This is a genomic window from Streptomyces resistomycificus (genome assembly GCF_001514265.1).
Taxonomy (GTDB): domain Bacteria; phylum Actinomycetota; class Actinomycetes; order Streptomycetales; family Streptomycetaceae; genus Streptomyces; species Streptomyces resistomycificus.
In genome coordinates this window covers 16,526-31,158 of record NZ_KQ949010.1, presented here as the reverse complement: position 1 = coordinate 31,158, position 14,633 = coordinate 16,526, and the positions used below count along the sequence as shown (strand labels likewise).

The following is a 14,633-nucleotide window of genomic DNA, read 5'->3' as shown; positions in this document are numbered from 1 at the left end:
CTGTCCCGTGCGGTCTGGTCTACGCCTGGGTGGTTGGGGTCGCAAGGGCGCGTCCTGTGTCAGGCGGGGGATCGTGATCTCCCTGTGACCAGGCGCCCCGCGTTCGACCGAGCGACGCCGAGCGGCACTACAGGAGTGACGGCACCTCCGTCGCCGCGACCTCCCGCGCCGCCCTCTCCAGAGCGCTCGCCAGCAACGCGAGATCCGTCGGGCCGTTGCCCAACTCCCGCACCGGGCGCCGGGTCGGGGGGTCGCCCATCCGCTCCCACTCCACGGGGACCACCGTCGGCCGGAGGGTCGCCGTGCGCGGGATACGGCCCGTCACCCGGCCGCCCTGGAAGGCGGTCAGCCGTCCGTCCGCCCAAGTCAGGCGTCCACGACCGGGAGCCGGTTCCTCGGGCCCCGGGGTCGGGGACTCCAGTGTGACGCGGAGGGTGGCCAGACGGGCCGGGTCCGACTGGGCCGTACGCCCGCCGACGCCCGCCGCGGCCACCAGATGCACGCCGAGGCGCTCGCCCTCGCGGGCCACGGCCTCCAGGGCGCGTATCACCGAACCCGCCGCGGGCCTGCCCGGAGAGCCCAGGGCGGGGGAGACCAGGGCGTCCAGGTCGTCGACGACCACGACGAGGCGGGGCAACGGCGGTACGGCCTCCGCACGGCGGCGCGCGGCCGCCGGGCGCAGCCGGATGGTGGAGCTCGGCGGGGCGTCCAGATCCCCGGTGTGCTCCGTGCCGTTGGACGCGCCGCGGGCCGGCGGGGTCCGCTGGCTGACTATGCGGCCCGACACCTCGCGCCCGGTGTGCCACTCGGCGAAGTCGGACCGCCCGAGCAACTCCGCGCGCCGCTTCAGCTCGGCGCTCAGGGACTGGGCGAACTCGCGCATGCGCACGGGGTCGTTGGCGGTGAGGTGGGTGGTGACGTGCGGTACGTCCGTACAGACGCGCAGGCCCTCGCCGTGGCCGCCGCCGTCCGTGCCCACGCTGTCCCGGCCGTCGATCAGCACGACGCCCAGCCGGTCGGGGCGCTCGGCGGCGGCGAGCGACGCGACGACGGCCCGCAGCAGCTCCGTACGGCCGCTGCCGGCCGGTCCCTCGATCAGCAGGTGCGGGCCGTCCAGCGCGAGGTCGGCGCAGACCGGCCCGCGGGGTCCGGCGCCGAGCACCGCCCAGGCCCTTCCGCCGATCGACTCCGTGTCGTCGGCCGCGTCCGCCCAACGGGCCATCAGGGACGCCGGGGTGGCCCTGGCCAGCCCCAACTCGTCGAGCAGCCGGGCCGCCAGGGGCAGCGGCGCCGACACACGGGTGTGCCGCTCACCGGCGGTGCCCTCCGCCCGCAGCGGTGCCAGGGCCCGCGCGAACCGCTCGGCCCAGGCGAGCGAGACGGCGTCCACGGCGGCGACGGTGCCGTGGCCCACGGGGCCGACGGGGCCGACGGTGCCATGGCCCGCAGGGCCCGCGGTGCCGGTCCGAGACGCGTCGGTCCGGGACGCGGTGGATCGGGACGCGTCGCTCCGGGACGCGTCGCTCCGGGATGCGTCGGTCCGGGACGCGGTGGATCGGGACGCGTCGGTGCGGGGTGTCTCCGACCGGGATGTGTCAGACCGGGACGTGTCCGACCGGGACGTGTCCGACCGGGGTGCCTGGGTGCGGGGCGCGTCGGTGCGGGACGTGTCGGTACGGGGCCTGGAGTCGTCCGGCGCCGCTGCGGACCCGGCCCGCGCCACCGGTGCGCCGGTGGCCGTGCCCGCCCGGGCCACCCGCATCAGCCGCAGTGCCGTCGCCACGTCGCCGCTCAGCAGCGCCACGGCACCGCACTCACGGAAGGCCGGCGCCGCGGCGCAGGCCGCCTCGTAGGTCTCCGTCACGGGGGAGGCGGGCGACGCGGGGGCCGTCTCGGCGAGGCACACGACGTGTATGCCGGCCCGCGGGCCCTCGTGGGCCAGCCGTGCCACGGCCTCGCGCACCGCGGCGCCGCCGGGGTCGCCGTCCACGACGACCACGGTGTACGGCCCGGGGAACTGGGCGCTGTCCCCCGCCGCGTCGTCGTCCCGGGCCCAGGAGGGGCGGCTGGTGGCGCTCCGGGGCGGCACGGGGCGGTCGCCGGCGGTGTCCGCGCCGGGTCCACTGTCCGACGCGTCGGCGTGCCGCGTGGCGCTGTCAGCGGACGCGGTGGCGCGCGCCCCGCCGTCGGGGCGCGTCCGCGCGGCCCTAGTCGGACGGCCGGGGACGGCCGTCTCCGCCAGGTGGTCCTCCAGCCGGCGCAGCAGTTCGTCGGTGCGGGCCGTGGCCTGTTCGCGGTCGTAGGCGAGGAGGAGGCGGCAGTCCTGGCCGTGTCCCGGGCGCAGATGCGGCAGCCAGCCCAGCCAGGACCACTCGGCGGTGCGCTCCGCCACGGGCCGGGAGCGGTCCGTGCTGATCAGGACGATCTCCAGGGCGTCGGGGGAGTGCAGCGCCGCCAACTGGGCGACCACCGCACGGGCCAGCCCCGCGAGCCGCTCGCGAGGCCCCGCCAGCCCCAGCGCCCCGGCCTCCCGCAGATCGGCGGTCACCGGCACGGCGGGCAGCAGCCCCGAGCCGTCGGGCGCCGCCCGGTCGGCCGTGCCCAGCCGCACGGTGAGCGCCTCCGGGTGGCCCGGTCCGCGCTCCCACAGCCGCGGCCCGGGGCCCAGCGCGGTCAGCAGCAGCGACGCCGGGTCCGGCCAGGTCTCGGGGGCCTGGGCGGAAGGGGGCGGAGGCGTGGACTGCGAGGCGGAGTGGGCGGAGTAGGCGGTCTCGCCGGTCTCGTCGTACCTCTCGCGCCCGGTCGGCTCCTGCTCGCCGCGCGCGCCGGTGAGCCGGCGCGCCCACGCGGAGAGCCCGCCGCGCTTGCGGACGCCCGGCGGCACGTCGGTCCCGCGCAGGGGGGTCCCTTTGCGACGACCGGAGTCGGGGGCGCCCGCCGGGTCCGTGGCGCTCGCGGGGTCCGTGGCGCTCGCGGGGTCCGTGCGGAAGTCCGCTTCGCCGGGGCCCTGGCCGCCGTCCGTCCGGCTGTGGGCGTGGTCCTCGCCGGGGTGGGTGCCGTGCGGTGCGGGGGCGTCGGCGCGTCCGCCGCCGGCGAGGGGTGGTGCACCGGTGCCCGCTCCGGGCGGGCCTTGGCGCGTCCGCCCGCGGCCGTCGCTCGCCGGGTCGTCGGCCCCGGCCGCCGCGCCCACCCCGAACCGCCCGGCGTGGGTCGCCCCGCTGTCGCCAGGGAACGCGCCGGGGCCGCCCCCGGGGACGGCGCTCGTCCGGCCGAACGGGCGGGCTCCCTCGGTCTCGACGTGCGGTGCGCCGCCCTGGCCCGGCACCACGCGGGGTGCTTCGGCGGGGGCGTGGCCCTGTGCTCCCGGAGTGCCGGTCGAGGCGCCCCAGCCCGCCGCGCCGTACGCGTGATACGTCCTGCCGGAGGGGGTGGGGCCGACGTCCGACGCGGGAGCCTGTGCCGGTCCGTCTCCGTCGCCGGTGGGCACCCGCACCTGCCCCTCTCCGTCAGGAGTCGTCGGCACGCGCGAGCCGGGGCCGCCGGCCGGGGCCAGCCGCAGGGCCGACTCGCCGATCCGCAGCAGCGCGCCCGGCGTGAAGCGCACCGGGCGGGCGCCCACGCGGGTGCCGTCCAGCGTGGTGCCGTTCGTGGAGTCGAGGTCGGCGACCGAGACGCGGCCGTCGGAACCGACCGTCACCGCGCAGTGCAGGCGGGAGACGTCCGGGTCGTCGAGCGGGACGTCGGCGTCGGCGGAACGGCCGATGTGGATCTGCCCGCCGTGCAGGAGGTGGACCCCGCCGGCGTCCGGGCCCGCGACCACGTGCAGCCGGGTCGGGGCGTCGTCCAGCTCGGGGTGGGGCTCCGGTTCGCCGGGAGCGCCCAGGGACAGCACGGCGCCGTCGATCAGCGGGGGCTCGCCCAGGGTGCAGCGCTGGTTGTCGAGGCGTTCCGCTCCCGCGTACAGCACGACCGGGCCGCCGCCGGACTCGCGGCCGCGCTCCGGCGGGGTGCCCGACTCCGAGGGGAGTGCCGAGGCGAGCGCCGACGCCACCGCGGCCAGGGCGGTGCCCGCGGGCGCGGTGACCAGCACGTCGCAGCTCGCTGCGCGGCCCTGGGCCCGGTCGGGCGTGCCCAGCGGGTCTACGACGGTCAGCCGGATCTGCATCGCCGACAGCGGTCCCTTCTGCGCGGGCGCCCGGGGACAAGAGGACGAAGCCGCTCCGCGGTCACCCACCGCGGACTTCCCCCACCACCACGAGCACGTCGGCCAGTACTGGAGGCATCCTCGCACCTGCCACTGACAAAGTGCCCGCCGCCCATCATCAAATGATCTTGATTGGTCGGCTCTGCCCGTAAAAGTGCCTGACCAGTGCCCGACCGGTGACCACTTGAGATCACTCAAGCCCGGCTGTGGCAACCAACGGGATCGAGTAGAGCGTCTTTCCTTCGAACGCGCACGGGAACCGGTACGTAAGACGCACAGAAAGACGGGACCCGATGCTCAGGAGGGCGGCACTACAGTGGGTCGGAACACCCACTAACACACCGGACTCCGGTGTAGGGACCAGGTAAGCAAGCACAGCAACAGGGAGCGCATGACGTGCGGCCGGTAGGCAGCAAGTACTTCCTCGAGGAGCCGCTGGGACGCGGCGCCACGGGGACCGTCTGGCGAGCCCGCCAGCGCGAGACCGCGGGCGCCGAGGCGGCCGTGCAGGGCCAGCCCGGCGAGACCGTCGCGATCAAGGTCCTCAAGGAGGAGCTCGCGAGCGACCCCGACATCGTGATGCGGTTCCTGCGGGAGCGCTCCGTCCTGCTCCGCCTGACCCACCCGAACATCGTGCGGGTGCGCGACCTGGTGGTCGAGGGCGATCTGCTCGCCCTGGTCATGGACCTCGTCGACGGCCCCGACCTGCACCGCTATCTGCGCGAGAACGGTCCCTTCACACCGGTCGGCGCCGCCCTGCTCACCGCCCAGATCGCCGACGCGCTCGCCGCCAGCCATGCCGACGGTGTCGTCCACCGCGACCTGAAGCCCGCCAACGTCCTGCTCAAGCAGTACGGCGACCAGATGCACCCGATGCTGACCGACTTCGGCATCGCCCGGCTGGCCGACTCGCCCGGCCTCACCCGCACCCACGAGTTCGTCGGCACGCCCGCGTACGTGGCGCCCGAGTCCGCCGAGGGCCGGCCGCAGACCTCCGCCGTCGACATCTACGGCGCCGGCATCCTGATGTACGAGCTGGTCACCGGCCGTCCCCCGTTCGGCGGCGGCTCGGCCCTCGAGGTCCTGCACCAGCACCTCAGCGCCGAGCCGCGCCGCCCCTCCACGGTTCCCGATCCGCTCTGGACGGTCATCGAGCGCTGTCTGCGCAAGAACCCCGCCGAGCGGCCCAGCGCCGAGAACCTCGCCCGCGGCCTGCGGACCGTCGCCGAGGGCATCGGCGTGCACGCCAACTCCGCGCAGATCGCCGCCGCCGAGGCGGTCGGCACGCTGCTGGCGCCCGACCCGGCCCCGGCGGCCGTCCCGGGCGCGCCCGGCGCCGCCGACCCGACGCAGGTCCTGCCGCACGGCGCGGGCGCCTACGACCCGAACGCCGCGACCAACGTGATGCCGCACACCGGCGGCCCCGGCGGCGCCGCCGACCCCACCGCCGTACTCCCCAACCGCGGCGCGGCCGACCCGACCGCCGTGATGCCCCCGGTGTCGCCCCACCAGCAGGGCGGGCAGCAGGGGCAGCAGCCCGGACAGCCCGGGCCCGAGGACCCGCACCCCTGGCAGAACCAGCTGCGCGCCGCCCGCGACCGCAACGAGCAGACGCAGGTCCAGTACCTCGACCCCGGCCAGGACCCGCTGCGCCGCCGCCCCCAGCGGCAGGTCGCCCGGCCGCAGCAGCAACAGCCGCGCCCCCAGCAGCAGAGGCCCCGGCAGCAGCCGCAGGCCGGCTACGGCCATCCGCAGCAGCAACAGCCGCAGCAGTACGCCCCGCAGCAGCAGCCCCGTCAGCAGCCGCAGCCCCAGCGCTACGCGCCGCCCCCGCAGCAGGAGCCCCAGCGGCCCCGGCGCGAGCCCCGGGAGCCGAGGCAGCGCAGCGCCAACCCGATGAAGATCCCCGGCCTCGGCTGTCTGAAGGGCTGCCTCTTCACGATCGTCATCCTGTTCGTCGCGGGCTGGCTGGTCTGGGAGCTGAGCCCCCTGCAGGAGTGGATCGGCACGGGCAAGAGCTACTGGCAGCAGATCGGCGACCTGGTCGACAAGGTTTCCGGGTGGATCGGGGACCTGAGCGGGGGCTCCTCCGGGTAGGAGAGAGCCCGAGCTTGGTGATTTGTCGACACCTGGCGGGTGATTTCCGTCTCCGCGGTGAAGGTTGGCTCTTCCGGCGCGTAGTTTTATCGGCAACACGCGTCTGTAGGAGCAGTCTTGGCACGGAAGATCGGCAGCCGGTACACCGCGCACCAGATCCTGGGGCGGGGCAGCGCCGGCACGGTGTGGCTGGGCGAGGGGCCCGAGGGTCCCGTCGCCGTGAAGCTGCTGCGCGAGGACCTCGCGTCCGACCAGGAACTCGTCGGGCGCTTCGTGCAGGAGCGCACCGCCCTGCTCGGCCTGGACCACCCGCACGTGGTCTCCGTACGCGACCTGGTCGTCGACGGCAACGACCTCGCGCTGGTCATGGACCTGGTCCGGGGCACCGACCTGCGCACCCGGCTCGACCGGGAGAAGCGGCTCTCGCCCGAGGCGGCCGTCGCGATCGTCGCGGACGTGGCCGACGGGCTGGCCGCGGCGCACGCGGCCGGTGTGGTGCACCGCGACGTCAAGCCGGAGAACGTCCTCCTGGACATGCAGGGCCCTCTGGGCCCGGGCGGCTCCCATCCGGCGCTGCTCACCGACTTCGGTGTGGCCAAGCTGATCGACTCCCCGCGCCGGACCCGGGCCACGAAGATCATCGGCACGCCGGACTACCTGGCGCCGGAGATCGTCGAGGGTCTGCCGCCGCGGGCCTCGGTGGACATCTACGCCCTCGCGACCGTTCTGTACGAGCTGCTGGCGGGCTTCACGCCGTTCGGGGGCGGGCACCCGGGCGCGGTCCTGCGCCGCCACGTCACGGAGACCGTGGTGCCGTTGCCGGGCATCCCGGACGAGCTCTGGCAGCTGATCGTGCAGTGCCTCGCCAAGGCTCCGGCCTCCCGGCTGCGGGCCTCGGAGCTCGGGGCGCGACTGCGCGAGCTGCTGCCGATGCTGGCGGGGATGCCGCCGCTGGACGTCGACGAGCCGGACGCCGAGACCGACGAGGACACGGGCGAGACCCAGGTCCCGGACGAGCCGGTGTCCTCGACGCCGGTGCGGCGCGGTGCGGTGCCGTTGGTGCCGGGCGCGAAGCCGGCCGACTCCAACCGCGACACCCATACGTCGATGAGGGTGCCGGCGCCGGACGAACTGGCGGGGGGCGCGAGGGGCACGGCACGGGCACCGCGGGCCGCCGGGGCGCCCCGCCCCGGTTCCGCCCGGAACCGTGCCGCCGCGCGGCGCCGGCGGGTGGTGCTCGGCGTCGCCGCGGCGGTCCTGGTCGCCGCGGCCGGGGTCGGCACGTGGGCGGCGACCTCGGGGGACGACGCCGGTACGCCGCAGGACAGCCGGAACTCGTCGCCAGCAGCCCCCTGAGGGCCCAGGGGGCTCCGCCCCCTGGGCCCCGGCCCGAGCCGCAGCACCGGCGCTCCCCGCTTGGCGGAGCCGTTAGGCTGGAGGCGTGGCAGTCGTCGATGTATCCGAAGAGCTGAAGTCCCTCTCCTCGACCATGGAGTCGATCGAGGCCGTCCTGGACCTCGACAAGCTGAGGGCAGACATCGCCGTGCTCGAGGAGCAGGCGGCCGCGCCGTCCCTGTGGGACAACCCGGACGAGGCGCAGAAGATCACCAGCAAGCTCTCCCACCTCCAGGCCGAGGTCCGGAAGGCGGAGGCGCTGCGCGGGCGGATCGACGATCTCGCCGTGCTCTTCGAGATGGCCGAGGAGGAGGACGACCCGGACACCCGTGCCGAGGCCGACTCCGAGCTCATCGCCGTCAAGAAGGCGTTGGACGAGCTGGAGGTCCGCACGCTGCTGTCCGGCGAGTACGACTCCCGCGAGGCGCTCGTGAACATCCGCGCCGAGGCCGGTGGGGTCGACGCCGCCGACTTCGCCGAGAAGCTGCAGCGGATGTACCTGCGCTGGGCGGAGCAGAAGGGCTACAAGACCGAGGTCTACGAGACCTCGTACGCCGAAGAGGCCGGCATCAAGTCGACCACCTTCGCCGTGCAGATCCCGTACGCCTACGGCACTCTCTCGGTCGAGCAGGGCACGCACCGGCTGGTGCGCATCTCGCCCTTCGACAACCAGGGGCGCCGCCAGACCTCCTTCGCCGGTGTCGAGGTCCTGCCCGTGGTCGAGAAGACCGACCACATCGAGATCGACGAGTCCGAACTGCGCGTGGACGTCTACCGTTCGTCCGGTCCCGGCGGCCAGGGCGTGAACACCACCGACTCCGCGGTGCGCCTCACCCACCTCCCCACCGGCATCGTCGTCTCCTGCCAGAACGAGCGGTCGCAGATCCAGAACAAGGCGACCGCGATGAACGTCCTCCAGGCCAAGCTGCTCGAGCGGCGCCGCCAGGAGGAGCAGGAGAAGATGAACGCGCTCAAGGGCGACGGCGGCAACTCCTGGGGCAACCAGATGCGTTCGTACGTCCTGCACCCGTACCAGATGGTCAAGGACCTGCGGACCGATTACGAGGTCGGCAACCCCGAGGCCGTGTTCAACGGTGAGATCGAAGGGTTCCTGGAAGCCGGAATTCGCTGGCGCAAGCAGCAGGAGAAGTAACCGAGGCGCGCACAGCGCTTTGTCGACAAGGCAACTGTCGCCTCTCCGGCGGCAGTTGCCTTTCGTGTGTTCGCCCGCATGCCCGGATGTGGGCCCGATGTCTGGGTTTTACATCACACTCACACGCTTCTTTCTCCGGCATAGATCCCTTAGTCGGACAATGCGCGCGCAATGGCCTTGACGTTGCTTTGAAAAATGGGAAGGGTAAAGCGCGGCATGCGTATCTCTGGGGCGCATGTGAACCGGGGGGTCTGAGTGCAGCTACCTCCTCCGTCGATCACGGCCCCGGGCGCCGCCTCACTGACGATGAGCTACTGGGGGTAGCAACCACATGACCAACAAGACGCGGATCCGTATAGCGCGGGTCGTCGCCGGTACCGTGATCGCCGCCGGTGCCTCGCTGACCGCCGCGGGTGCCGCTTCGGCCGACGACTGCGGGTTCCTGGGCCTCGGGTGCACCACGCCCGCCCCGACGCCCGACCCGACGGACATCCCGACCGACATCCCGACGGACGTGCCCACCGACGTGCCGACGGACCTGCCCACCGAGCAGCCGACCGAGCCCACCGAGGAGCCCACCGAGCCCACTGAGGAGCCCACGGAGCCCACCGAGGAGCCGACCGACCCGGGTAACGGGAACGGAAACGGCAATGGGAACGGGAACGGCAACGGGAACGGCAACGGGAACGGGAACGGGAACGGGAACGGGAACGGCGGGGGCAACAGCAACACCAACCCCGACGGCGGTTCCGGCGACTCCGCCCAGGGCGAGGGTTCCTCGGCCATCACCGACACCGGCTCGGAGACCTCGACCGACACGTCGGCGCAGGGCAGCGGTGAGGAGCTCGCCGACACCGGCGCCGCGCAGACCACCTTCCTGGTGATCGGTGCCGCCACGATGATCGCCGGCGGCGTCGGCTTCCGCATCCTGCCGCGCCTGATGGGCGGCCGGGGCGGCGCTACCGCCTGACGGTAGCCGACTGCTCACTCGCCGTACGCACGTCTTACGGTGAAGGGCCCGGAGCGGGTAACCGCTCCGGGCCCTTCGTGCGTCCTGGGACGGGCGTCCTACGCGGTCTGGTGCGCCAGCAGCGCGACCGCCGCGATCAGGAGCGCCAGCAGTGTGATGAGGGTCATGGGGTTCAGGCCCTCGAAGGGGTTCCCCTGCTCCTGCTGCAGCCGCTCGCGGTTCGCGCGGCACACGGGGCACCGGCCCTCGCTCACGGGCGCCGCGCAGTTCGCGCACACCAGCCGGTCGTACGTCATGCGCTCGCCCTCCTTGCACCGGTTCCACGTACACAACGCTCGGGGGAACGCGAACGTTCCCCCTCCACTGTGCCAGGTTCGGCGGCATTCAGCGCGGGGTCCTGTGGGGTCGGGGCGGGCACAAAACGTACAACTGGCACGCAACCCCAACCGACGCCTGCGCTCGCGTACCCGGTTCGCGTATGGTCACGCTCATCTACCCCCGGCGACCCGTGGTGCATCCGTGATCCGATTCGACAACGTATCCAAGGTCTACCCCAAGCAGACCCGCCCCGCACTCAGGGATGTCTCCCTGGAAGTGGAGAAGGGCGAGTTCGTGTTCCTCGTGGGGTCCTCCGGCTCCGGAAAGTCCACTTTCCTGCGGCTGGTCCTCCGCGAGGAGCGGTGCAGCCACGGTCAGGTGCACGTCCTGGGCAAGGACCTCGCGCGCCTGACCAACTGGAAGGTGCCGCAGATGCGGCGCCAGTTGGGGACGGTGTTCCAGGACTTCCGCCTCCTGCCCAACAAGACGGTCGCCGAGAACGTGGCCTTCGCACAGGAGGTCATCGGCAAGTCGAAGGGCGAGATCCGCAAGTCCGTGCCGCAGGTGCTCGACCTCGTCGGGCTCGGCGGCAAGGAGGACCGGATGCCCGGCGAGCTGTCCGGTGGTGAGCAGCAGCGCGTGGCCATCGCGAGGGCCTTCGTGAACCGCCCCAAGCTGCTCATCGCCGACGAGCCCACCGGCAACCTCGACCCGCAGACCTCCGTCGGCATCATGAAGCTGCTGGACCGGATCAACCGGACCGGCACGACCGTGGTGATGGCGACGCACGACCAGAACATCGTGGACCAGATGCGCAAGCGCGTCATCGAGCTGGAGAAGGGCCGCCTCGTCCGCGACCAGGCACGCGGCGTCTACGGCTACCAGCACTGACCGCTGTCTGACGACCGTCCACGGAAAGGCCTGAAGAACCCGCCATGCGCGCCCAGTTCGTTCTGTCGGAGATCGGTGTCGGTCTCCGCCGCAACCTGACGATGACCTTCGCGGTCGTCGTCTCCGTCGCCCTGTCACTCGCCCTGTTCGGCGGGTCGCTCCTGATGAGCGACCAGGTCAGCACCATGAAGGGCTACTGGTACGACAAGGTCAACGTCTCGGTCTTCCTCTGCAACAAGAGCGACGCAGAGTCCGATCCGAACTGCGCCAAGGGCGCGGTCACCGAGGACCAGAAGAAGGACATCCTCGCCGACCTCGACAAGATGACCTCGGTCGTCCAGAAGGTCACCTACGAGTCGCAGGACGCGGCCTACAAGCACTACAAGGAGCAGTTCGGCGACTCGCCGCTGGCCAGCTCCCTCACGCCGGACCAGATGCAGGAGTCGTACCGCATCAAGCTGAAGGACCCGGAGAAGTACCAGGTCATCGCGACCGCCTTCGACGGGCGGGACGGCGTGCAGTCGGTGCAGGACCAAAAGGGCATCCTGGACAACCTCTTCGGGCTGCTGAACGGCATGAACTGGGCCGCACGCGCGGTGATGGCGCTGATGCTGGTCGTCGCGCTGATGCTGATCGTCAACACGGTGCGCGTCTCCGCCTTCAGCCGGCGGCGCGAGACCGGCATCATGCGCCTGGTCGGCGCCTCGGGCTTCTACATCCAGGCGCCGTTCATCATGGAGGCCGCGGTCGCCGGGCTCATCGGCGGCACGGTCGCGTGCGGGTTCCTGGTGATCGCCCGGTACTTCCTCATCGATCACGGCCTGGCGCTGTCGGAGAAGCTGAACCTGATCAACTTCATCGGCTGGGACGCCGTCCTGACGAAGCTGCCGCTCATCCTGGCGACGAGTCTGCTGATGCCCGCCCTTGCCGCGTTCTTCGCGTTGCGCAAGTACCTGAAGGTGTGACGCATGCCAAGAGGGTCGTACGGTCAACCGACCGTACGGCCCTTCGCGTTGTCCTAGACTCACCCGCATGTCAGGCCGAGACCTGTTCTGTCAGCCCCGTCGCATCCGCCGCGGGGCGGCCCTGACATTGGTCTTCGCGAGCGTCCTGGTCGCCGGTGCCGCGACCGGCTCCTTCCCGAAGGCCGAGGGCGGCGACCGAAAAGCCGCCTCCGACCCGACCGTCTCGGCCGCCTCCGCGAGCCGCCACGACGCCGTGGCCCGGGCCGCCGAGGAGGCCATGGCCGACGGCAAGTCCCCGATGGAGGCCGCCGAACGCGCGGTCAGCCGCAGCGGGGACCGCTGGGGCGCCGTCTACTCCCCGGGCGAGTACGAGGAGTTCGAGGAGGCCCTCGACGGCCGGTACACCGGCGTGGGCCTGTGGGCGCGGCGCGAGCGGGACGGCCGTATCGAGGTGACCAAGGTGCGTACCGGGTCGCCCGCGGCCGCCGCCGGGATCCACCGGGGCGACCGGCTGCGCAGCGTCGACGGCAGGAAGGTCGACGGACGCCCGGTAACCGAGGTCGTCTCCTTACTGCGCGGTGACGCCACGGACGCCGCCGCCGGTACGACCGTCCGCCTGGGCCTGGAGCGCGGCACGCGCGCGTGGAGCGAGACGGTGCGCCGGGCCCGCCTCTCCACGGACGACGTGACCGCGCACACACTGGCCGACGGCATCACCGTCATCAAGATCGCTGCCTTCACCAAGGGCTCCGGCGCCCAGGTCCGTACCGCCGTACGGCAGGCCCCGGCCGCCTCCGGGATCGTCCTCGACCTGCGCGGCAACGCCGGCGGACTGGTCAGCGAGGCCGTCACCGCCGCGTCCGCCTTCCTCGACGGCGGGCTCGTCGCCACCTACGACGTCGACGGCGAGCAGCGTGCCCTGCACGCCGAGCCCGGCGGCGACACCACCAGACCCCTGGTCGCGCTCGTCGACGGCGGCACCATGAGCGCGGCCGAGCTCCTCACCGGCGCCCTCCAGGACCGCGGCCGCGCGGTCGTCGTGGGCTCCCGCACCTTCGGCAAGGGCTCCGTCCAGATGCCGAGCCGGCTGCCCGACGGCTCCGTCGCCGAGCTGACCGTCGGGCACTACCGCACACCCTCCGGCCGCGGCGTCGACGGCGCCGGCATCACGCCGGACCTGGAGGCGGACGAAGCGGTGCTGGAGCGGGCCCAGACGGTGCTGAGCGGGCTCGGGGACACCCCCTGACCGGGCTCGCGGACGCTCGCTGAGCACTCGCGCGCGGCCCCTCGTAATCGGCTTTCCCCCCCACCCCTTCGAGGTGCGAAAATGACTGCACTATGAGCAAGGGAATGTACGTACCGAAAGAGTCCCAGCCGAAGCAGGGCAAGCCGGCCGAGGACAAGGCCAAGGACGGCAAGCGCAAGATCGTCGCGCAGAACAAGAAGGCCCGGCACGACTACGCGATCATCGACGTCTACGAGGCCGGTCTGGTGCTCACCGGCACCGAGGTGAAATCGCTGCGTCAGGGGCGGGCCTCGCTCACCGACGGCTTCGTCCAGATCGAGGGGAACGAGGCGTGGCTGCACGCCGCCCACATCCCCGAGTACTTCCAGGGCACCTGGACCAACCACTCCGTGCGCCGCAAGCGCAAGCTGCTCCTGCACCGCGAGGAGATCGACAAGCTGGCGGCGAAGTCCGAGGAGACGGGTCACACGATCGTGCCCCTCGCCCTGTACTTCAGGGACGGCCGGGCGAAGGCCGAGATCGCGCTGGCGCGCGGCAAGAAGGAGTACGACAAGCGCCAGACCCTGCGCGAGAAGCAGGACCGCCGGGAGACGGACCGCGCGATCGCCGCGGCCAAGCGGAGGCAGCGGGGCGCGTAGGCGGCCCGCCCCGGCCCTCCGCGCCGGACCGTCGGCCGTGGGTCGCCGGGAATAGGCTGGCATCGACGTGCGTTGGTCACGTACGATGGCATCCGCACTCCACAGCGGGTGCGGGTCCTCCTCGGAGGAATTGAAAAAACAACATGGGGATGATCGGTTTCGACAGCGGCTGTCGAAGCAGGGGAAGCGTGTCGAGGAAGCGGCAATGATCTCGTAAACCATATGTCGCAAAAAATAATCGCCAATACCAAGAGCGATTCCCAGTCCTTCGCCCTCGCTGCCTAATAAGCAGTGAGTGAAGGACCCTTAATGGGTGTCAGCCCGGGAGTGTTCCCGACCCGGATCCTGGCATAATCTAGGGAACTAAACCATCGAGCCCGGTCACGGGGCCCGATGGGAAATCAAACAGTGACTGGGCCCGTCGGCGACTTGTTCGCGTGATCGCCGGGGCCGAGAAAATCGCAGCGAACTGCACACGGAGAAGCCCTGATTCTGCACCGGTGGACGCGGGTTCGATTCCCGCCATCTCCACTCGCCCGCACTCGTGCGGGTACCCCATGTGGGCACAGGCCCCGTCGCTTCCGAGCGGCGGGGCCTTTGTCATGCCCGGCCGACCCCACCCTCCTCGCGCCCTCGGACCGATCCAGACCGATCCGGACAGGTCCGATCAGGATCCCGGGCAGGATCCGGGCAGGCCCGGTCGCGCTTCACTACGTTTGCGAAACGACTGTGAAAACTCCCTTCACATCTGACGCA

10 protein-coding genes and 1 other RNA gene are annotated in these 14,633 nt (G+C 72.4%); 9 read left to right on the top strand and 2 right to left on the bottom strand.

Going from position 1 to position 14,633, the window contains the following annotated elements:
* Positions 1 to 127: 127 nt before the first annotated feature.
* The gene (locus AQJ84_RS39835) at positions 128 to 4,165 is read right to left on the bottom strand and encodes an FHA domain-containing protein (protein ID WP_053192557.1); all 4,038 of its coding nucleotides are present in this window, start codon (positions 4,163 to 4,165) and stop codon (positions 128 to 130) included.
* A 435-nt stretch (positions 4,166 to 4,600) separates the two neighbouring features.
* Here AQJ84_RS39835 and AQJ84_RS39830 point away from each other — a divergent pair, with 435 nt between their 5' ends.
* The 4 genes from AQJ84_RS39830 to AQJ84_RS39815 all read left to right on the top strand — a co-directional run bounded on the left by AQJ84_RS39830 (position 4,601) and on the right by AQJ84_RS39815 (position 9,819).
* The gene (locus AQJ84_RS39830; protein ID WP_030045376.1) at positions 4,601 to 6,301 is read left to right on the top strand and encodes a serine/threonine-protein kinase; all 1,701 of its coding nucleotides are present in this window, start codon (positions 4,601 to 4,603) and stop codon (positions 6,299 to 6,301) included.
* Between the two features lie 117 nt (positions 6,302 to 6,418).
* The gene (locus tag AQJ84_RS39825) at positions 6,419 to 7,657 is read left to right on the top strand and encodes a serine/threonine-protein kinase (RefSeq protein ID WP_030045377.1); all 1,239 of its coding nucleotides are present in this window, start codon (positions 6,419 to 6,421) and stop codon (positions 7,655 to 7,657) included.
* Positions 7,658 to 7,742: 85 nt separating this feature from the next.
* Complete coding sequence (gene prfB / locus AQJ84_RS39820; RefSeq protein ID WP_030045378.1) at positions 7,743 to 8,849, top strand: peptide chain release factor 2; 1,107 nt, start codon at positions 7,743 to 7,745, stop codon at positions 8,847 to 8,849.
* Between the two features lie 331 nt (positions 8,850 to 9,180).
* Positions 9,181 to 9,819 (top strand): hypothetical protein, encoded by a 639-nt coding sequence (locus AQJ84_RS39815; RefSeq protein ID WP_053192555.1) that lies wholly within the window; start codon positions 9,181 to 9,183, stop codon positions 9,817 to 9,819.
* A gap of 98 nt (positions 9,820 to 9,917) precedes the next feature.
* On the opposite strand, the gene AQJ84_RS39810 is transcribed toward AQJ84_RS39815, so the two are convergent.
* The gene (locus AQJ84_RS39810; protein WP_030045380.1) at positions 9,918 to 10,115 is read right to left on the bottom strand and encodes a hypothetical protein; all 198 of its coding nucleotides are present in this window, start codon (positions 10,113 to 10,115) and stop codon (positions 9,918 to 9,920) included.
* 223 nt (positions 10,116 to 10,338) lie between these two features.
* Between AQJ84_RS39810 and ftsE the strand changes: the two genes are divergently transcribed.
* From ftsE to ssrA, 5 genes are all read left to right on the top strand, one after another.
* Positions 10,339 to 11,028, top strand: coding sequence for a cell division ATP-binding protein FtsE (gene ftsE, locus AQJ84_RS39805; protein ID WP_030045381.1), 690 nt, complete (start codon positions 10,339 to 10,341; stop codon positions 11,026 to 11,028).
* 44 nt (positions 11,029 to 11,072) lie between these two features.
* Complete coding sequence (ftsX, locus tag AQJ84_RS39800; RefSeq protein WP_030045382.1) at positions 11,073 to 11,993, top strand: permease-like cell division protein FtsX; 921 nt, start codon at positions 11,073 to 11,075, stop codon at positions 11,991 to 11,993.
* Between the two features lie 67 nt (positions 11,994 to 12,060).
* Positions 12,061 to 13,239, top strand: coding sequence for a S41 family peptidase (locus AQJ84_RS39795; protein WP_078632467.1), 1,179 nt, complete (start codon positions 12,061 to 12,063; stop codon positions 13,237 to 13,239).
* A 92-nt stretch (positions 13,240 to 13,331) separates the two neighbouring features.
* The gene (gene smpB / locus AQJ84_RS39790) at positions 13,332 to 13,877 is read left to right on the top strand and encodes an SsrA-binding protein SmpB (RefSeq protein ID WP_037804829.1); all 546 of its coding nucleotides are present in this window, start codon (positions 13,332 to 13,334) and stop codon (positions 13,875 to 13,877) included.
* Positions 13,878 to 14,022: 145 nt separating this feature from the next.
* Positions 14,023 to 14,411: a transfer-messenger RNA gene (ssrA, locus tag AQJ84_RS39785) on the top strand.
* Positions 14,412 to 14,633 lie beyond the last annotated feature (222 nt).